The 17,945-nt window shown below is 32.4% G+C and carries 31 protein-coding genes and 2 tRNA genes; 25 read left to right on the plus strand and 8 right to left on the minus strand.

The window, feature by feature from the left end:
* The 5 genes from AJ887_RS05615 to AJ887_RS05625 all read right to left on the minus strand — a co-directional run.
* On the minus strand, window positions 1-790 hold a 790-nt coding region (locus tag AJ887_RS05615), incomplete at its 3' end, for a Fic family protein (protein WP_070273939.1).
* 202 nt (window positions 791-992) lie between these two features.
* On the minus strand, window positions 993-1,157 hold the full coding sequence (locus AJ887_RS09890) for a YopX family protein (protein WP_079860130.1): 165 nt from the start codon (window positions 1,155-1,157) through the stop codon (window positions 993-995).
* An 89-nt stretch (window positions 1,158-1,246) separates the two neighbouring features.
* Window positions 1,247-1,618: a glycosyl transferase family 90 gene (locus AJ887_RS10415; protein WP_251988533.1), complete on the minus strand. Its 372-nt coding sequence runs from the start codon at window positions 1,616-1,618 to the stop codon at window positions 1,247-1,249.
* Between the two features lie 14 nt (window positions 1,619-1,632).
* Entirely contained in the window at window positions 1,633-2,202 is a 570-nt protein-coding gene (locus AJ887_RS10420; RefSeq protein ID WP_251988532.1) for a hypothetical protein, read from the minus strand.
* 113 nt (window positions 2,203-2,315) lie between these two features.
* Window positions 2,316-2,403: transfer RNA gene (locus tag AJ887_RS05625), tRNA-Ser, on the minus strand.
* Window positions 2,404-2,537: 134 nt separating this feature from the next.
* Between AJ887_RS05625 and AJ887_RS05630 the strand changes: the two genes are divergently transcribed.
* Window positions 2,538-2,614, plus strand: a tRNA-Met gene (locus AJ887_RS05630).
* A gap of 13 nt (window positions 2,615-2,627) precedes the next feature.
* Here the strand turns inward: AJ887_RS05630 and AJ887_RS05635 are convergent.
* From AJ887_RS05635 to AJ887_RS05645, 3 genes are read right to left on the minus strand one after another with little or no spacing between them, the layout of a single operon-like run.
* Entirely contained in the window at window positions 2,628-2,726 is a 99-nt protein-coding gene (locus AJ887_RS05635; protein WP_070240248.1) for a hypothetical protein, read from the minus strand.
* Window positions 2,723-3,793 carry a 23S rRNA (adenine(2503)-C(2))-methyltransferase RlmN gene (gene rlmN / locus AJ887_RS05640; protein ID WP_070240246.1) on the minus strand — a complete coding sequence of 357 codons (1,071 nt, stop codon included), beginning with the start codon at window positions 3,791-3,793 and terminating at the stop codon, window positions 2,723-2,725. The genes AJ887_RS05635 and rlmN overlap by 4 nt, the downstream gene beginning before the upstream one ends.
* Before the next feature lie 23 nt (window positions 3,794-3,816).
* Window positions 3,817-4,353, minus strand: a complete 537-nt coding sequence (locus tag AJ887_RS05645) for a purine-nucleoside phosphorylase (RefSeq protein ID WP_002859707.1) — start codon at window positions 4,351-4,353, stop codon at window positions 3,817-3,819.
* 80 nt (window positions 4,354-4,433) lie between these two features.
* Between AJ887_RS05645 and rsmA the strand changes: the two genes are divergently transcribed.
* The 24 genes from rsmA (at window position 4,434) to secY (ending at window position 17,941) form a co-directional block, all read left to right on the plus strand.
* Window positions 4,434-5,234, plus strand: coding sequence for a 16S rRNA (adenine(1518)-N(6)/adenine(1519)-N(6))-dimethyltransferase RsmA (gene rsmA, locus AJ887_RS05650; protein ID WP_002937496.1), 801 nt, complete (start codon window positions 4,434-4,436; stop codon window positions 5,232-5,234).
* Entirely contained in the window at window positions 5,203-7,197 is a 1,995-nt protein-coding gene (locus tag AJ887_RS05655; protein WP_079264877.1) for a ribonuclease J, read from the plus strand. The genes rsmA and AJ887_RS05655 overlap by 32 nt, the downstream gene beginning before the upstream one ends.
* 35 nt (window positions 7,198-7,232) lie before the next feature.
* Window positions 7,233-7,994, plus strand: coding sequence for a pseudouridine synthase (locus AJ887_RS05660; protein WP_002853086.1), 762 nt, complete (start codon window positions 7,233-7,235; stop codon window positions 7,992-7,994).
* A gap of 200 nt (window positions 7,995-8,194) precedes the next feature.
* Window positions 8,195-8,506 carry a 30S ribosomal protein S10 gene (gene rpsJ, locus AJ887_RS05665; protein WP_002779353.1) on the plus strand — a complete coding sequence of 104 codons (312 nt, stop codon included), beginning with the start codon at window positions 8,195-8,197 and terminating at the stop codon, window positions 8,504-8,506.
* 9 nt (window positions 8,507-8,515) lie between these two features.
* On the plus strand, window positions 8,516-9,091 hold the full coding sequence (gene rplC / locus AJ887_RS05670; RefSeq protein WP_070240244.1) for a 50S ribosomal protein L3: 576 nt from the start codon (window positions 8,516-8,518) through the stop codon (window positions 9,089-9,091).
* The gene (rplD, locus tag AJ887_RS05675) at window positions 9,088-9,702 is read left to right on the plus strand and encodes a 50S ribosomal protein L4 (protein ID WP_070240243.1); all 615 of its coding nucleotides are present in this window, start codon (window positions 9,088-9,090) and stop codon (window positions 9,700-9,702) included. The genes rplC and rplD overlap by 4 nt, the downstream gene beginning before the upstream one ends.
* A 2-nt stretch (window positions 9,703-9,704) precedes the next feature.
* Complete coding sequence (locus tag AJ887_RS05680; RefSeq protein WP_002856384.1) at window positions 9,705-9,986, plus strand: 50S ribosomal protein L23; 282 nt, start codon at window positions 9,705-9,707, stop codon at window positions 9,984-9,986.
* A 1-nt stretch (window position 9,987) separates the two neighbouring features.
* Window positions 9,988-10,818 (plus strand): 50S ribosomal protein L2, encoded by an 831-nt coding sequence (rplB, locus tag AJ887_RS05685; protein WP_002869292.1) that lies wholly within the window; start codon window positions 9,988-9,990, stop codon window positions 10,816-10,818.
* Between the two features lies 1 nt (window position 10,819).
* Window positions 10,820-11,101, plus strand: coding sequence for a 30S ribosomal protein S19 (gene rpsS / locus AJ887_RS05690; RefSeq protein WP_002851509.1), 282 nt, complete (start codon window positions 10,820-10,822; stop codon window positions 11,099-11,101).
* 10 nt (window positions 11,102-11,111) lie between these two features.
* Window positions 11,112-11,537, plus strand: coding sequence for a 50S ribosomal protein L22 (gene rplV / locus AJ887_RS05695; RefSeq protein ID WP_070240241.1), 426 nt, complete (start codon window positions 11,112-11,114; stop codon window positions 11,535-11,537).
* Entirely contained in the window at window positions 11,537-12,238 is a 702-nt protein-coding gene (gene rpsC / locus AJ887_RS05700) for a 30S ribosomal protein S3 (protein WP_002851138.1), read from the plus strand. Before rplV ends, rpsC begins: the two co-directional genes overlap by 1 nt.
* Window positions 12,239-12,240: 2 nt before the next feature.
* Window positions 12,241-12,666: a 50S ribosomal protein L16 gene (rplP, locus tag AJ887_RS05705; protein ID WP_002779441.1), complete on the plus strand. Its 426-nt coding sequence runs from the start codon at window positions 12,241-12,243 to the stop codon at window positions 12,664-12,666.
* On the plus strand, window positions 12,653-12,838 hold the full coding sequence (rpmC, locus tag AJ887_RS05710) for a 50S ribosomal protein L29 (RefSeq protein WP_002851566.1): 186 nt from the start codon (window positions 12,653-12,655) through the stop codon (window positions 12,836-12,838). The genes rplP and rpmC overlap by 14 nt, the downstream gene beginning before the upstream one ends.
* Before the next feature lie 11 nt (window positions 12,839-12,849).
* Window positions 12,850-13,101, plus strand: a complete 252-nt coding sequence (rpsQ, locus tag AJ887_RS05715; RefSeq protein ID WP_002851549.1) for a 30S ribosomal protein S17 — start codon at window positions 12,850-12,852, stop codon at window positions 13,099-13,101.
* Window positions 13,101-13,469, plus strand: coding sequence for a 50S ribosomal protein L14 (gene rplN / locus AJ887_RS05720; RefSeq protein ID WP_002779438.1), 369 nt, complete (start codon window positions 13,101-13,103; stop codon window positions 13,467-13,469). Before rpsQ ends, rplN begins: the two co-directional genes overlap by 1 nt.
* Window positions 13,469-13,702, plus strand: a complete 234-nt coding sequence (gene rplX, locus AJ887_RS05725) for a 50S ribosomal protein L24 (protein WP_002779437.1) — start codon at window positions 13,469-13,471, stop codon at window positions 13,700-13,702. The genes rplN and rplX overlap by 1 nt, the downstream gene beginning before the upstream one ends.
* Before the next feature lie 3 nt (window positions 13,703-13,705).
* Entirely contained in the window at window positions 13,706-14,251 is a 546-nt protein-coding gene (gene rplE, locus AJ887_RS05730; RefSeq protein ID WP_070284951.1) for a 50S ribosomal protein L5, read from the plus strand.
* Between the two features lies 1 nt (window position 14,252).
* Window positions 14,253-14,438 (plus strand): type Z 30S ribosomal protein S14, encoded by a 186-nt coding sequence (locus AJ887_RS05735; RefSeq protein ID WP_002851478.1) that lies wholly within the window; start codon window positions 14,253-14,255, stop codon window positions 14,436-14,438.
* Window positions 14,439-14,447: 9 nt separating this feature from the next.
* Entirely contained in the window at window positions 14,448-14,843 is a 396-nt protein-coding gene (rpsH, locus tag AJ887_RS05740) for a 30S ribosomal protein S8 (protein ID WP_002860830.1), read from the plus strand.
* Window positions 14,844-14,921: 78 nt separating this feature from the next.
* Entirely contained in the window at window positions 14,922-15,458 is a 537-nt protein-coding gene (gene rplF / locus AJ887_RS05745; RefSeq protein ID WP_004305835.1) for a 50S ribosomal protein L6, read from the plus strand.
* A 9-nt stretch (window positions 15,459-15,467) separates the two neighbouring features.
* Window positions 15,468-15,824, plus strand: coding sequence for a 50S ribosomal protein L18 (rplR, locus tag AJ887_RS05750; RefSeq protein WP_044778598.1), 357 nt, complete (start codon window positions 15,468-15,470; stop codon window positions 15,822-15,824).
* A gap of 11 nt (window positions 15,825-15,835) precedes the next feature.
* On the plus strand, window positions 15,836-16,279 hold the full coding sequence (rpsE, locus tag AJ887_RS05755; protein WP_002779428.1) for a 30S ribosomal protein S5: 444 nt from the start codon (window positions 15,836-15,838) through the stop codon (window positions 16,277-16,279).
* Window positions 16,280-16,283: 4 nt separating this feature from the next.
* Window positions 16,284-16,676 (plus strand): 50S ribosomal protein L15, encoded by a 393-nt coding sequence (gene rplO, locus AJ887_RS05760; RefSeq protein WP_044778600.1) that lies wholly within the window; start codon window positions 16,284-16,286, stop codon window positions 16,674-16,676.
* Window positions 16,676-17,941, plus strand: coding sequence for a preprotein translocase subunit SecY (secY, locus tag AJ887_RS05765; protein WP_002860827.1), 1,266 nt, complete (start codon window positions 16,676-16,678; stop codon window positions 17,939-17,941). The genes rplO and secY overlap by 1 nt, the downstream gene beginning before the upstream one ends.
* The last annotated feature ends 4 nt before the right edge of the window (window positions 17,942-17,945 follow it).

Here is a 17,945-nt window from a genome sequence, read left to right on the forward strand (position 1 = left end):
TCCTTCTTATTTTATCTTTTAAATTTTCTTGATATTCATTTTTTTCATTTTTTAGAGCGAAATGTTTTCTTTTTTCTAGTTCATTTTTAACTTCTTTTATTACTATTGTGTCAAATTTTTCAAAGTTTTTATAATAACAAGCTTCTTCCAAAGCTTGAAAGTATTCTTCTTTTGAAGAATACTTAATATTGATAGGTGGATAATTATTTTTAACAAGCTCATAATTCATTAAAAGCCTTGACATTCTTCCATTACCATCAATAAATGGGTGTATTCTAACAAAGTCAATATGTATTCTTGAAGCTCTAATAATAGGGTGTAAATTTTGTGCTTCATTCTCATACCAATTTAAAAAGTTTTTCATTTCAAAATCAATACTCAAATAATCAGGTGGAATATGTTTTGCACCGCTAATCACTACATTAGCCTTTCTATATACTCCAGCATTCTTTATATCAATTGTTTGTAAAATAATTTGATGTAAAGATTTAATATCAAATTCATTTAAAATTGTATTAGCATTTGCAAGTTCTAACATAAAATCAATAGCATGTGAATGGTTTATGGTTTCTAAGTGTTCTTTTACACTTTTTCCTGCAATAGTCATACCTTCAAGCACTGCTTTTGTTTCAAATAAGGTAAGTGTATTCCCTTCGATTGCATTAGAATCATTTGTATATCTTAATTTAAAATCTTCTTCTAGTGATTTTTTAGTTTCAAAAGCTAGTTTGTGTTCTTTCAAAAAATCTTTTAGAATATCAATTTCCTTTAGAACATCTTTTAAATTCATTTTCTTTTCCTATTTTTTATAATGATAGAATATTTTTTTTATTTTATCAATTTTTCTATTAATTTAACCAACCCAATACAAAAAACAGATATTTCTCCATATAAGACAGAAATTCCCTAACTTTTCTTTTGTTATTCATTTTTTCTCCTTTTATTCCAAAGATAATCAATATTATATTATATAGTATTATATTATAAAATTTTCACTCCTTAACTTCTAATAACTCCTTGTTTTCATGGATATTGCCTACGATTTCAAAATTATAATAATATTTTTCATAATAAGTTATTTCTCCACCTTGTTCCGCATCTTCATCTATATTCGATGTAAGCACAAAACCATTTTTCCCAAATTTAACAATACCCATATATTTTTGCCAAAAATGATAAGCTGTGATAAATGTATAAAAAGATTTATTTTTTATGAAAAATTAGAGAATTAATGAGAGTAATTTTACTATTTGATTAATTCTAAAATATCTCTTTTTTTGTTAAGTTCAAGTTGTCTAGAATAATAAAAATATTTGGTCAAAACCAAAATTCCTATATGGAATTCTTTTTTCTTATCTAAAAATTTCTTAATATATTGATGAGCATTATTAATAATTTCCAATGCATCTTTTGGGCGACTTTTAAAATATTCAATTACTGCTGACAAATTCTCATTATCAATCAAAGCAAAGTAATAATTTGGTTTTAAAGTTCCTTCCATAAACCAAGTTTCGCAAGTTATTTTTGGAGCTAAAACTAAAGAATTAGAATTCATAGCCCATTTTAAGTTGCTTGCTACATCGTTACCCTCTAAAGAAATTATAAATTTATATTTCATTTGTTCTTTTTTGTTTAAAAAGTTTTTTTCCATTGGCTAGGTTGTTTTGAAGTATCTCCTATATCGCAAAAAGTTCTACCAAAATAAGAATCAAAAAATTCTTTTCTATGTTTTTGATATACTGCTCCTCTAAATATTGCTATATCCTTTTTATTTTCATAGTTTATGTTATCTTTTAAAAAGCAAAAGTGCCTATTTTTATCAAGTTTTAATAAAATATTATTTATATTATTTTCCAAAGATCTCGATTTGCAAATAGTTGCTTCTTTAAAAGTATGTCTTACATCGCCAAATTCTTTATTCCATAAAAATTCATCTTTAAAGTATTTACTGATTTCATAAGCATCAAAAGCATAAGAGGTGCTTTTAAAAGGAAATTTTCCTATTTTTTCCTTTGCTGTAGGTGTAAAAAATTCATCTATTTGATTATAATATTTAACTCGAGTTTGTATTTCTTCTAAGTCTTTAATATTGTATTTTAAAATATCATTAAAAATTTTATCTAAATTTATTTGAAAAAAATATCTTGGTATAAAAGATATTCCTATTCCTTTTAAATTCATCAAAAGTCTTGATTGTAGCATTATAAAAAACCTAATAAATAAAATTTTTAATATTTTATCAAAAATTTAATAATTTATAAACAATAAAATAACTTTTGACAAAACAATAGTATTTTAAATATTAAAAATAAGAATGGCAGACAGGAAGGGATTCGAACCCTCGAAAGCTTGCACTTTACACGCGTTCCAGGCGTGCTCCTTCAACCGCTCGGACACCTGTCTATGAAATAAAGCGTTCATTATATCTATAAAAGCTTTAAAAATAAAGAAATTTTTTAAATATTGAAAATAAAATTATTTTTTAAAAAAATCAGAAAATTTTTAGTAAAAAGTAGTATAATTATATTTTTATTTTAGTCAGGGTAGCTCAGCTGGTTAGAGCGCTGGTCTCATAAGCCGGAGGTCGGGAGTTCAAGTCTCCCCCTTGACACCATTAAATGTAATAATTATTTTTTTTCTTTTGTTACTACAAAAACAATTCCACCAAAACCTATAATCACAACAGCTGTTATAAAAACGATTTCAAAAATATCTAGTATTGTCATTGTTCTTTTGCCCTTTCTTTAAGCTGTCCACAAGCAGCTGAGATATCAAGCCCTTTACTTTCTCTTATAGTGCAAGTTACACCTTTATTGCTGAGTAAATCTTGAAATTTAATCACATTTTCTAAACTAGGGCGTTTATATAAACTTCCTTCATGTGGATTAAAGAGTATTAAATTCACTTTGGCTTTAATACCATTCAAAAGCTTGACTAATTCTTTAGCGTGTTCAAGCTTATCATTGATACCATCAATTAAAAGATATTCAAACATCACCCTTTTTCTTTGATCTGTAGGAAATTCACGCACCGCATCCATAATCGCAGCGATATTATAAGCTTTATTGATAGGCATAAGTTCGGTTCGAAGCTCATCATTAACCGCGTGCAATGATATAGCAAGTAAAACACCTAAGTTCATTTGACCTAATTCTTTGATTTGTTTTGCTAAACCACTAGTGCTGATGGTTTGACGGCGGGGACTTATGGCAAGCCCCTCATTTTGTGCTAAAATTTTTACCGCTTTAGAAACATTTTTAAGATTATCCAAAGGCTCGCCCATACCCATATATACTATATTTACACGGCGTTCATAAGGGATATTATTTTGTTTTTTGATCCATAAAATTTGTCCGACTATCTCCCCTGCGCTTAAATTTCTTTTCAAACCACCCTTGGCAGTAAGACAAAAACTACATCCACTTTTACAACCCACTTGAGAAGAAACACAGATAGTGTATCTTGCATGAGAAATTCTTTTGCCTTCTGCGTCTATTTTTTCTTTTTTCATAGGCAAAAGCACACTTTCTACCCTTAAACCATCAACGAGTTCAAAAAGATATTTTATACTTCCATCTTTACTTTGCTCATTTTTAACACATTTTACAGGAGAGAAATGAAAATTTTGCGCAAGTTCTAAACGTAGATCTTTTGATAAACTTGACATATCGGAAAAATTATTGGCGTATTTTTGATAAATCCATTGATAAATTTGTTTCACGCGAAACATCGGTTTGATTTTTTCTCCTAATTCTTCAGGTAAAAAATCTAAAATATTAACAAGCTCTTTCAAAATTATTTTCCTTTTTTGAATTTTTAAATATAATGATATTTTTTTAAGTATTCTTCTAATTTTTCTTTTGCCTTTTGATGATTTTTTATAAAATCTTCGTGAGCGTTTTCATTGCAAAAATTTGTTGCACACAAAATACACTCTGCATCAATATTTAAATTTTTAGCTACGCTCAAAACAGAAAAGGCTTCCATATTTTCTGCAAAAAAACCTAATTTTGAAAATTCTTTTGCTGCTTTTGAATTTTGACAAATATAATTTGAAGAATTGATTTTTATTGTTTCACGAGAAACATTTTCTTTTTCTAAGCAAATTTCATATTTTGCAGGAGTATAAAATGCATGTGAAATTTTAGAAAATTCTACATTAAAAGCGTGCGAACTTCTATAAATTTCTAAAATCTCTCCCTTATCATAAAGCCCACAAGTTCCTATAAATATAAGTTTTGATGGTTTTTCTTTGAAGCAAAGTTGACTCAAATGAAAAGCTGATTCAACCAAACCTATGCCTATAGCTTTTGCAAAAGAAAAATTTTCATTTCCACCCGCACAAACAATCATTTTGATCCTTATGAAATTTTACAAAAAATAATTCTACCTAAAAAGACTTAATTAAGAATTTTTAGATAAAATTATTTCTTATGGTTAAAGCAAAAAAACAATACGGACAAAATTTTTTAATCGATAAAAGCGTATTAGCAAAAATCATCCAAGCCATACCCAAAGAGATGAACAATATCATTGAGATTGGGCCTGGCTTAGGTGATTTAACGCAAGAACTTTTAAAAATTTCTCAAGTAAAAGCTTATGAAATCGATAATGATCTCATACCTATTTTAAAAAAGAAATTTCAAAAAGAACTTGAATGTGGAAAATTTAACTTGATCCATCAAGACGCAAGCGAAGCTTTTAATCCTAGTCTTGATGAAAAACCATATTTTTTGGTTGCAAATTTGCCTTATTATGTTGCAAGTCACATTATATTAAAAGCTTTAGAAGATAAAAATTGTCTAGGGCTTATTGTAATGGTGCAAAAAGAAATGGCTGAAAAATTCTGCGCTAAAGAAGGAAATAGTGAGTTTTCTTCCTTAGGTGTTTTAAGTGCAATGATTTGCGAAAGAAAAATGCTTTTTGATGTTGATCCACAATGTTTTAATCCGCCGCCAAAAGTTATGTCAGCGGTGATGAGTTTGATTAAAACTAAGGATTTTGATGAACTTTGCGAAATAGAAAATTTCAAAAATTTTCTAAAAGACTGTTTTAAAGCTCCTAGAAAACAACTCTTAGGAAATTTAAAAACATATAAAGCAAAAGTTTTAGAAGTTTTAAGCACTCTTGGCTTAAAAGAAAACATCAGACCACATGAAATTTGCGTTGATTCATACCTTAAAATTTATGACAAATTAAAGGATGAATATGGACGAAAACAAAGAGATAAATAAAAATGAACAAAATCCGAACTCAAATTCAAAAAACAATAAACGCTATAAATATAAAAATCGTAGAAAAAAATTAGCTGATTCTTTGCAAAATGAAAACGATACTCCAAAAATCGATCAAAATTCTAACAAGGAAAATTCTGAAAACTCAGAAAATAAAACTGAGAAAAAAAAGAAGAAAAATCGTAATCTTCCTTCAAAACTCACAGGCAATGAAGATTGGCAAATCGCTCTTGCAGAATGTATAGAAGCTAACCGTGTTTCACATGAAAACCGCTTACACCCCTTAAAATATAATAATTCTAGCGAACATAAAATCCGCATCACTCCTTTAGGAGGCTTAGGAGAAATCGGTGGAAATATCAGTGTTTTTGAAACCAATAAAGACGCAATTATAGTAGATATAGGTATGAGTTTTCCAGATGGGACTATGCATGGGGTAGATATTATCATCCCTGATTTTGACTATGTAAGAAAAATTAAAGATAAAATTCGCGGTATAGTGATCACTCATGCACACGAAGATCATATCGGTGCGGTGCCTTATTTCTTTAAAGAATTTCAATTTCCTATCTACGCTACACCTTTGGCTTTAGGAATGATTTCAAACAAATTTGAAGAACATGGCTTAAAAGCAGAACGCAAATGGTTTCGTCCTGTAGAAAAACGTAAAGTTTATGAAATAGGTGAATTTGATATAGAGTGGATCCACATCACGCATTCTATCATTGATGCTTCAGCACTTGCGATCAAAACAAAAGCAGGAACGATTATCCACACAGGTGATTTTAAAATTGATCAAACTCCAATCGATGGCTATCCAACAGACTTAGGACGTTTGGCACATTATGGAGAAGAAGGGGTTTTATGTCTTTTAAGCGATAGTACAAATTCGTACAAAGAAGGTTATACAAAAAGTGAAAGCTCTGTAGGGCCAACTTTTGATCAAATCTTTGCACGTACCAAAGGCAGGGTGATCATGAGTACTTTTAGTTCTAATATCCACCGCGTTTATCAAGCTATCACTTATGGTTTAAAATACGGTAGAAAAGTTTGTGTGATCGGTCGTTCTATGGAAAGAAATCTTTATACTACTATGGAATTAGGCTATATCAAACTTGATAGAAAAATTTTCATCGATGCTGATGAAGTAAGCAAATATAAAGACAATGAAGTGCTTATCGTAACTACAGGAAGTCAAGGTGAAACTATGAGTGCGCTTTATAGAATGGCAACAGATGAGCATAAATTTATAAAAATCAAACCTACAGATCAAGTAATCATTTCAGCTAAAGCTATACCAGGAAATGAAGCAAGCGTTTCTGCAGTGCTTGACTATCTTTTAAAAGCAGGAGCTAAAGTAGCGTATCAAGAATTTAGTGAAATTCATGTAAGCGGACACGCTAGTATAGAAGAGCAAAAGCTTATGCTAACTCTTACTAAACCTAAATTTTTCTTACCGGTTCATGGGGAATACAACCATATCACCAAACACAAAGAAACAGCAATGAAGTGCGGTATCCCTGAAAGAAATATTTATCTTATGAGTGATGGCGATCAAGTAGAACTTTGCCAAAAATATGTCAAACGCATAAAAACCGTAAAAACAGGTAAAGTTTTTGTAGATAATCAAATCAACAAACAAATCGCCGATGATGTAGTTATAGATCGCCAAAAACTTGCAGATAGTGGTATAGTAGTTATTATCGCACAAATTGACAAAGCTACAAAAACACTGATCAACAAACCAAGAGTATTTAGCTATGGGCTAGTAGCTGACAAACACGATCATGCTTTTAGCAAAGATATGGCTGAAGTTTTAGGACAATTTTTCATCAATGTTAAAGATGAAGTACTCAATGATCCAAGATTTTTAGAAAATCAAATCCGCCAAGTTTTAAGAAAACACATCTTTAGAAAGATTAAAAAATACCCAACCATAGTTCCAACTATTTTTGTAATGTAAAAAAGGGCAAAAACGCCCTTTTTAAGGAAGATCAAATGAGAATTAATAAATTTATATCCCATAACACCCGCTATTCACGCCGTGAAGCCGATGAACTTATCAAACAAGGCTTAGTAAAAATAAACAACAAAATTGCCCTTTTAAGCGATGAAGTTAAATTTGATGATAAAGTTTTTGTTAAAGGTAAAAGAGTACAAAAAAGAACGCAATTTAGCGTGATAATCTACCATAAACAAAAAGGTGAAATTGTCAGTAAAAAAGACGATCGTGGAAGAAAAACTATATATGATACCTTGCCAAGACAATTTAGTACTTGGCTTAGCGTAGGCAGGCTGGATTATGCAAGTGAAGGCTTACTTTTGCTTACAGATTCTCCTGTGATTGCCGATGCTTTAATGCATAGCGATTTAGAAAGAGAATACTACCTTAAAGTTAAAGGCACGGTGAGCAAACAAGTCATCGAAGCCATGCAAAATGGACTTGAGATTAAAAATGAAAAAAAAGGCGCGCATGCAAAAACTAAAATTACCTCTATGAGTTTTGCTCCTTTTATAGACTTTGAAATTTTTGGATCAAGTGGAGGCTATACTAAGCTTAGAGTGGTTATAAATGAAGGTAAAAATAGAGAGCTTAGACGCTTTTTTGGACATTTTGATCTTGAGGTTATGGATCTTAAGCGTGTTGCTTTTGGGGCTTTAGATCTTGGTATGTTAAAGGCGGGAAAACACCGTTATTTAGAAAATGGCGAATATGAAAAATTAAGAGATTTTTTGAAATTTAATGAAATAAGGTATTGATCATTATATACAAAAATTTAAAAAATAATGATAATTTTTAAATTCTAAAAATTCTATTATTATTATCCTTTTTAAAAGGAAAATAATAGAAAAATTTCATCAAATTCCTTGACTTTGAAAACAAGATTTTATATACTCTCATTTCAATTTTTATAAATTGGTTAGTTTTTAACTAACGAGTTCTTTTTAAAGGAAATATTATGGAAAGAATTAGGCTTAAGCTAAAAGCTTATGACCATCGAGTACTAGACAGAACAGTTGCAGCAATCGTAGAAGCTGTTAAAAGAACAGGTGCGGATATCAGAGGTCCGATACCAATGCCTACTAAAATCAAACGCTATACAGTTTTAAAATCTCCACACATTAACAAAGATTCTCGTGAGCAGTTTGAGATAAGAATTCACGCGCGTATGCTAGATATAGTAGCAGCGACTCCAGATACAGTTGATTCTTTAACTAAGCTTGATTTAGCGCCAGAAGTAAGCGTTGAAGTAAGAGCTATGGGTAAGTAAGGATAAGATATGGAATATATTGTAGAAAAAATCGGAATGAGCAGAACAATTACTAATCCAAGTATCGCTGTAACTTTACTAAGAGTTGTAAATGCAAAAGTATGTGAAGTTGAAGGCGGAAAGGCTTTAGTAGCATATCCAAAAGGTAAAGCAAGTAATAAATGTGTCGCAGGACAACAAAAAAAGTATAATCTTTCTGCAGAATACAATAGATTTGCGACTTTAGAAGTAGCAAATACTGAAGCAGGAGATTTAGATGAAACTCCATTAAATGAAGCAAAAATTTTAAAAGTAAGCTTTAACACCAAAGGTAGAGGTTATAGCGGTGTTATGAAAAGACATAACTTTGCAGGGGGTCCAGCAAGTCACGGTTCGAGATTTCATAGACGCCACGGATCTATTGGTAATAGAGAATGGCCAGGTCGTGTTCAACCAGGTATGAAAATGGCAGGACACTATGGAAATACTAAAGTAACCGTTAAAAACGAAGTTGTATCTTATGATTCTGAAAACAAAATTTTAGTAGTTAAGGGTGCAGTACCAGGTTATAATGGTGCTATGGGTAAAATAAGGATTGCAAAATGAGTAAAGTAGTTGTTTTAAATGATAAATTAGAAAAAGCAGGTGAACTTGATTTACCTTCAAAATATGCGGAAGTAAATCCACACAATCTTTACTTATATGTAAAATCTTACCTTGCAAGTTTAAGAGCAAATACAGCTCATACTAAAGGTAGAAGTGATGTAAGCGGTGGTGGTAAAAAACCTTGGAGACAAAAAGGTCGTGGCGGTGCTAGAGCGGGTTCAACAAGAACTAACGTTTGGGTAGGCGGTGCGGTTGCTTTTGGTCCAACAAATGAAAGAAACTACTTTCAAAAAGTAAATAAAAAACAAAAAAGATTGGCGCTTGAAAGAGCTTTAGCAGATAAAGCAGCTAAAGGTACGTTATTTACTGCTGATTCTTTGGCTATTGAAAGTGGTAAAACAAAAGATGCAAACGCTGTGATTAAAAAACTTGGCGTCAAAGATGCTTTAATCGTTAAAGATTTACTAGATGAAAAAACACTTTTAGCTTACAGAAATTTAGCAAATTGCTATGTAGTTGATGTAACTGAAGTAAATGCTTATTTAGTATCTGTATTTAATGCTGTTATCATAGAAAAATCAGCGTTAGAATCTATTACAAAAGAGGGATAATTATGGCAGATATTACTGATATAAAGACTATACTTTACACAGAAAAAAGTTTGAATTTGCAAGAGCAAGGTGTCGTAGTTATTCAAACTTCACCAAAGATGACTAAAACAGGCTTAAAAGCGGTTTTAAAAGAGTATTTTGGTGTAACTCCAAAAAGCATCAATTCATTAAGAATGGATGGAAAAGTTAAGCGTTTTAGAGGTCGTTTAGGTCAAAGAAACGATTACAAAAAATTCTATGTTAAGCTACCTGAAGGTGTTAGCTTAGAAAATACGGAGGCTTAAGATGGCAATTAAAACTTATAAACCATATACTCCAAGTAGAAGATATATCACAGGTTTAAGTTCTGAAGATATTACAGCTAAACCAAGTGTGCGCTCACTACTTGTTAAACTTCCAGTGCACGCAGGTCGTAATAGCTATGGAAGAATTACAAGTCGTCATAAAGAAGCGGGTGCTAAAAAACTTTACAGAATTATTGATTTTAAACGCCGTAAATTTGGTATAGAAGGCAAAGTAGAAGCAATCGAGTATGATCCATATAGAAATTGTAGAATTGCTTTGATTGCTTATAAAGATGGGGAAAAAAGATATATTCTTCAACCACGTGGATTAAGCGTTGGCGATATTGTTGCAGCTGCTGAAAGCGGACTTGATATTAAACCAGGTAACGCAATGAAACTTAAAAACATTCCTGTGGGTACTATTGTTCATAATGTTGAGTTAAAGCCAGGTAAAGGCGGTCAAATGATTCGTTCTGCGGGTGCTTACGCACAACTTATGGGTAAAGAAGAAAAATATGTTATTTTAAGACTTGCAAGCGGCGAAATGAGACAAGTTTTAGCTGAATGTATGGCAAGTATCGGCGAAGTAGGTAACGAAGAATGGGCTAATGTAACTATCGGTAAAGCAGGTAGAAATCGCCATAGAGGTATCCGTCCACAAACTCGTGGTTCTGCTATGAACCCAGTAGATCACCCGCACGGTGGGGGTGAAGGTAAGAAAAATTCAGGCCGTCATCCAGTAACTCCATGGGGTAAACCAACCAAAGGTGCGAAAACTCGTCGTAAAAAAGCTAGCGATAAGCTAATAATTTCAAGAAGAAAAGGAAAGTAAGATGGCTAGATCACTAAAAAAAGGTCCTTTTGTTGATGATCATGTAATGAAAAAAGTCATCGCTGCTAAAAAGGCTAATGATAATAAACCAATTAAAACTTGGTCAAGAAGAAGCACAATTACTCCTGATATGATAGGACTTACATTTAATGTTCATAATGGTAAAAGCTTTATTCCAGTTTATATTACTGAAAATCATATCGGTTATAAGCTTGGTGAATTTGCTCCAACACGCACATTTAAAGGGCATAAAGGCTCTGTGCAAAAGAAAATTGGTAAGTAAGGGATAAGATATGAGTAAAGCATTAATTAAATTCATAAGATTATCTCCAACTAAAGCAAGATTGATTGCTAAGGAAGTTCAGGGGATGAATGCAGAATTAGCTATGGCTAGTTTAAAATTTATGCCAAATAAAGGTGCAAAATATATCGCAAACGCAATTTCAAGTGCAGTAGCAAATGGTGGCTTTGAAGCAAACGAAGTGGTTGTAAAAAGTTGTCGCGTGGATGCAGCTGCGGTGTTGAAAAGATTTAGACCAAGAGCTAGAGGAAGTGCAAGTCGTATTAGAAAACCAACTTCACATATTTTAGTAGAAGTGGCAAAAGCAGAAGTGAAAGCTGAAGAGAAAAAAGCAGTAGCTAAAAAAACTACTACAACAAAAGCTCCAGCTAAAAAAACAACAAGCACTAAAAAAGCAACAGCGAAAAAGGAAAGCTAATGGGACAAAAAGTTAATCCAATTGGTCTAAGACTAGGAATCAATAGAAACTGGGAATCAAGATGGTTTCCAACTAAAGCAAATTTAGTAGAAAATATCGGTGAAGATTACAAAATCAGAGCTTTCTTAAAAAGAAAACTTTATTACGCAGGAATTAGCCAAATTTTAGTAGAAAGAACTGCTAAAAAACTTCGCGTTACTGTAGTTGCTGCAAGACCAGGTATCATCATCGGTAAAAAAGGTAGTGATGTTGATAATTTAAGAAAAGAATTGCAAGATTTAATCGGTAAAGATGTAAATATCAATATCAAAGAAGAAAGAAAAGCAGGAGCTTCAGCTCAACTTGCTGCTGAAAGTGTTGCAACTCAACTTGAAAAAAGAATTGCTTTTAGAAGAGCAATGAAAAAAGTAATTCAAGGCGCGCAAAAAGCAGGCGCTAAAGGGATTAAAGTTTCAGTTTCTGGTCGTTTAGGCGGTGCTGAAATGGCAAGAACAGAATGGTATCTTGAAGGACGCGTTCCACTTCATACTTTAAGAGCAAAAATCGATTATGGTTTTGCAGAAGCTAGAACTACTTATGGAAATATAGGGGTTAAAGTATGGATCTTTAAAGGTGAGGTATTACACAAAGGTATGCAACCTGAAAAAACTGAAGAAAGTGCTCCAGCTAAAAAGCCAAGACGCACAAGAAGGGGTAAATAATCATGTTAATGCCAAAAAGAACTAAATATCGCAAAATGATGAAAGGGCGTAACAGAGGTTATGCTAATCGTGGAACAGAATTTACTTTTGGTGAATTTGCATTAAAAGCAACTGAAGCAGGACGCATTAACTCACGCCAAATCGAAGCAGCGCGTATTGCTTTAACTCGTTTCGTTAAAAGACAAGGAAAAACTTGGATTAGAGTTTTCCCAGATAAGCCTTTGACAAAAAAACCTTTAGAAACTCGTATGGGTAAAGGTAAAGGTGCTGTTGAGGAATGGGTAATGAATATCAAGCCAGGCCGTATCATTTATGAAATGGCAGGAGTAAGCGAAGAAATGGCAAGAGAAGCATTGACTTTAGCTATGCATAAACTTCCATTTAAAACTAAGTTTGTTACAAGAGAGAGCCAAAATGAAATATACTGAGATTAAAGATAAAACAGCAGCTGAGCTTGCAACAATGCTAAAAGAAAAAAAGGTGCTTTTATTCACTTTAAAACAAAAGCTAAAAACAATGCAACTTACTAATCCAAAAGAGATTAGCCAAGTAAAAAAAGACATTGCTAGAATAAATACAGCAATTAACGCTTTAAGATAAGGATAGAGAAAATGGCATTTAAAAGAGAAATTCAAGGCGTTGTTGTTAAAATCGCTGGTGAAAAAACCGCAAGTGTTTTGGTTGAAAGAAAAGTGGTTCATCCAAGATATAGAAAAATTGTTAAACGCTTTAAAAAATATCTAATTCATGATGAGAGAAATGAAGTTAAAGTGGGTGATACTGTTGTTGCAGTAGAATGCAGACCACTTTCAAAAAGAAAATCATTTCGCTTAAAATCTGTATTAGCTACAGGAGTTGAGTAATGATTCAAAGTTTTACAAGACTTGCAGTTGCTGATAATAGCGGTGCAAAAGAATTAATGTGTATCAAGGTTTTAGGGGGTAGCAAAAGAAGATACGCTACCGTAGGTGATGTAATCGTTGCATCTGTTAAAAAAGCTTTACCAAATGGAAAAGTTAAAAAAGGTCAAGTGGTAAAAGCGGTTATCGTTAGAACTAAAAAAGAAATTCATAGAGATAATGGTTCTTTGATTCGTTTTGATGAAAATGCTGCGGTTATTCTTGACAACAAAAGAGAGCCTATCGGAACTCGTATCTTTGGGCCAGTGGGCAGAGAAGTTAGATATGGTGGCTTTATGAAAATCGTTTCACTAGCACCGGAGGTATTATAATGGCGGTTAAATTAAAAATCAAAAAAGGTGATAGCGTTAAGGTTATCACAGGCGATGATAAAGGTAAAACAGGTAAAGTTTTAGCGGTATATCCAAAAACACTTAAAGTGGTAGTTGAAGGATGTAAAATCGCTAAAAAAGCTATTAAGCCGAGTGAGAAAAACCCAAATGGTGGTTTTATCAATAAAGAAATGCCAATGGATATTTCCAATGTGGCAAAAGTTCAGGAGTAAGCGATGATGAGATTAAAAGAAAAATACAATCAAAGCATTAAACCTGCATTGGTTAAAGAATTTGATATTAAAAATCCTATGCTTATCCCTGTGATCGAAAAAGTAGTTATCAGCGTAGGTGCTGGTGAGTTGGCTAAAGATCAAAAAATATTGCAAAATGTTGCAGATACTATTTCTTTAATTGCAGGACAAAAGGCTGTGATTACTAAAGCTAAAAAATCAGTTGCAGGATTTAAAGTTCGCGAAGGTTTTCCTGTGGGTGTAATGGTAACTTTAAGAAAAGAAAATATGTATGCTTTTCTTGATAAATTAATTTCTATTGCTTTGCCAAGGGTGAAAGACTTTAGAGGTTTAAGTAGAGATGGTTTTGATGGACGCGGAAACTATAACTTCGGTCTTGATGAGCAGTTGATGTTCCCAGAAGTGGAGTATGATAAAATTTTAAGAACTCATGGTATGAATATTTCTATAGTTACAACAGCACAAAATGACAAACAGGCACAAAAGTTATTAGAACTTATCGGTGTGCCATTTACAAAAGGAAAGTAAGATGGCTAAAAAATCAATGATTGCAAAAGCGGCACGCAAGCCTAAATTTAAGGTTAGAGCTTATACGAGATGCCAAATTTGTGGGCGTCCGCATTCGGTTTATAGAGATTTTGGAATTTGCAGAGTTTGCTTAAGAAAAATGGGCAATGAAGGTTTGATTCCAGGCCTTAAGAAAGCAAGTTGGTAAGGATAAAATATGATAAATGATATTATTTCAGATTCACTCACTCGTATCAGAAATGCAGGAATGAGAAAGCTTGAAACAACCAAGCTTTTACATTCTAAAGTTGTAGAAGCTTTAGTTGGAATTTTTCAAGCTAAGGGCTATATTGAGAGTTTTAATGTTATTGAAGAAGATAAAAAGAAATTTATCAATGTAGTTTTAAAATACGATGAAAAAGGTAAGAGTGTTATCAATGAGCTTAAAAGAATTTCTAAGCCTGGTCGTCGTGTTTATAAAGGTAAAGATGAAATCAAGCGTTTTAAAAACGGCTATGGTACTATCGTAGTTAGCACAAGTCGTGGCGTTTTAGCTAATGATGAAGCTTATAAAGCAGGTGTTGGCGGCGAAATTTTATGTACTATTTGGTAAAAAATCTGCTTTTTATGGCATTGGGTATCCATTCTTTTAAAAAAGTAGAAATATCCTAGACAAATAAAAAGGAAAAATATGTCTCGTATAGGTAAACAACCGATTGCTATTCCAGCAGGAGTAGAAGTAAAATTAGAAGGAAATTTGCTTAAATTTAAAAAAGGAAATTTGGCAAAAGAACTTGATACTAAAGCAAATGTAAATGTTGAGATTAAAGATAATAATATTCTTTTTTCTCCAAAAGGTGAAGATAGACAAAGTAGAGCTTATTGGGGAACTTACAGAGCTTTAGCTTACAATATCGTTGTAGGTTTAACTCAAGGTTTTTCAAAAACTCTTGAAATCAATGGAGTTGGTTATAAAGCAGCTTTAAAAGGTAAAGTTTTAGAACTAAGCCTTGGTTTTTCTCATCCTATTAATTATGATATTCCAGAAGGAATTGAAATTGTAGTGGATAAAAATACTATTACAGTTAAAGGAAGTGATAAACAAGTTGTAGGTCAAGTTGCTGCTCAAATTCGTGAATTTAGACCACCAGAGCCATATAAAGGAAAAGGCGTTAAGTATTCTGATGAACGCATTATCCGCAAAGCTGGTAAGACATCTAAGAAGTAAGGGTAGAATATGAGAGCAAATGTATTAAAAAGAAAACTAACTTTAAGAATCAAAAGAAAAAAAAGAATTAGAGCGAAAATTTCAGGTTGTGAAAATTTTCCAAGAATTTCTGTATTTAAATCGAACAGAACTCTATATATCCAAGCGATTGATGATGCAAAAGCTGTAACTTTAGCAGCAGTTGATGGACGCAAACTTGGCGTTAAAGCAAATAAAGAAGGCGCTAAAAAAATCGCTGCTGAATTTGCTAAAACTTTAAAAACTAAAAAGATAGAACAAGCTGTTTTTGATAGAAATGGTTATGTATATCATGGTGTTATTGCAGTTTTAGCTGAATCTTTAAGAGAAAATGGCATTAGGCTATAAGGGGTAAATCGATGGAAAAATATAATAGAGAAGAATTTGAAGAAGTAATCGTCGATATCGGCAGAGTTACTAAGGTTGTTAAAGGTGGTAGAAGATTTAGATTTACTGCTTTAGTTATCGTTGGAAACCGCAAAGGTTTGGTAGGTGTTGGTTATGGTAAGGCTAAGGAAGTTCCAGATGCTATCCGTAAAGCTGTTGACGATGCGTTTAAAAATATCGTTGAAGTTAAAACTAAAGGCTCAACTATCGCTCATGATGTAGAGGTAAAATACAACGCAAGTAGAATTTTACTTAAACCAGCTAGTGAAGGTACAGGAGTTATCGCGGGTGGTTCTACACGCCCTATCGTCGAGCTTGCAGGTATTAAAGACATCTTAACCAAGTCTTTGGGTTCAAATAATTCAGCTAATGTGGTTCGTGCTACAATCAAAGCTTTAACAATGTTAAAAGGATAAGAAGATGAATTTAACAAAAGCAGCGGGTTCAACGCATAAAACTAAAAGAATTGGTCGTGGTCAAGGTTCTGGCATGGGTAAGACTGCTACTAAAGGGGGTAAAGGTCAAACTGCTAGAAAAGGCTATAATGAAAAAAGAGGTTTTGAAGGGGGTCAACAACCACTTCAAAGAAGACTACCAAAAGTAGGTTTTACTTCTAAAATTCAAAAACCTTATGTAATCAATGTTGAAAAAATCACAGCTGTAAAAGAGCTTAATGAAATTACATTTGAGAGCATTAAAAGTGTTCACAAAATTTCAAAATCTGTGAATAAAATCAAATTAATTGGTGCAAGTGCAAAAGACTTAGTATCAAAAATCAAAGACGAGAATATTAGCGTCACCGGATCAAAATAATGAATAGAGCATTGACGAATAAGATTTTAATCACCTTAGCATTTTTGTTTGCTTATAGGGTTCTGGCTTATGTGCCAGTTCCTGGCGTCAATGCTGATGTGATTGCGGAATTTTTTAATAACAATCAAAACAATGCTTTGGGTTTATTTAATGTTTTTAGTGGTGGAGCGGCTGAACGCTTTTCTATCATTTCTTTAGGTATTATGCCTTATATTACTGCTTCTATTATTATGGAGCTTCTTGCAGCAACTTTTCCAAATATTGGTAAGATGAAAAAAGAGCGTGATAGTATGCAAAAATATATGCAAATTATCCGTTATGCGACTATTGTGATTACTTTGGTTCAAAGTATAGGCGTTGCTATAGGTTTGCAAAGCTTACATGGTCGTGGTGGCGCAGGGGCTATAATGGTGGAAGATTTAAATATGTTTATCGCACTTTGTGCTATTTCTATGCTTGCAGGAACTATGCTTTTAATGTGGCTTGGCGAACAAATTACACAAAGAGGTATAGGAAATGGTATTTCTTTAATCATTTTTGCAGGTATTGTTTCAGGTATTCCAAGAGCGATTTCAGGAACTGTAGGACAAATTAATTCAGGTGAGATGAATTTCTTAACCGCTTTTGCAATTTTTGCTTTGATTTTAATCACTATAGGCGTGATTATTTATGTAGAACTTGGAGAAAGAAGAATTCCTATTTCTTATTCTCGTAAAGTTGTAATGCAAAATCAAAACAAACGCATTATGAATTATATTCCTATTAAACTCAATCTTAGTGGAGTTATTCCACCGATTTTTGCTAGTGCGATTTTGATGTTTCCAACAACGATTTTACAAACTAGTACAAATCCTTATCTACAAGCCATTAATGACTTTTTAAATCCAAATGGTTATTTGTTTCATGTTTTAACTTTCTTGTTTGTAATTTTCTTTGCTTATTTTTATGCTTCTATTGTATTTAACGCTAAAGACATAGCAGAAAATTTGAAAAAGCAAGGCGGTTTTATCCCTGGAATTCGTCCAGGTGAAGGAACTTCAAATTATCTTAATGAAGTGGCTTCTCGTTTAACTTTATCAGGTTCTATTTATTTAGGGCTTGTTGCAACCTTGCCTTGGGTTTTGGTGAAATTTATGGGTGTGCCTTTTCATTTTGGCGGTACTTCTGTACTTATTGTAGTTCAAGTAGCGCTTGATACAATGAGAAAAATTGAAGCTCAAATTTATATGAGTAAATACCAAACTTTAAGTGCAGTAGGTTTGTAATAAA

The organism is Campylobacter sp. BCW_6466 (assembly GCF_001762835.1).
Taxonomy (GTDB): domain Bacteria; phylum Campylobacterota; class Campylobacteria; order Campylobacterales; family Campylobacteraceae; genus Campylobacter_D; species Campylobacter_D jejuni.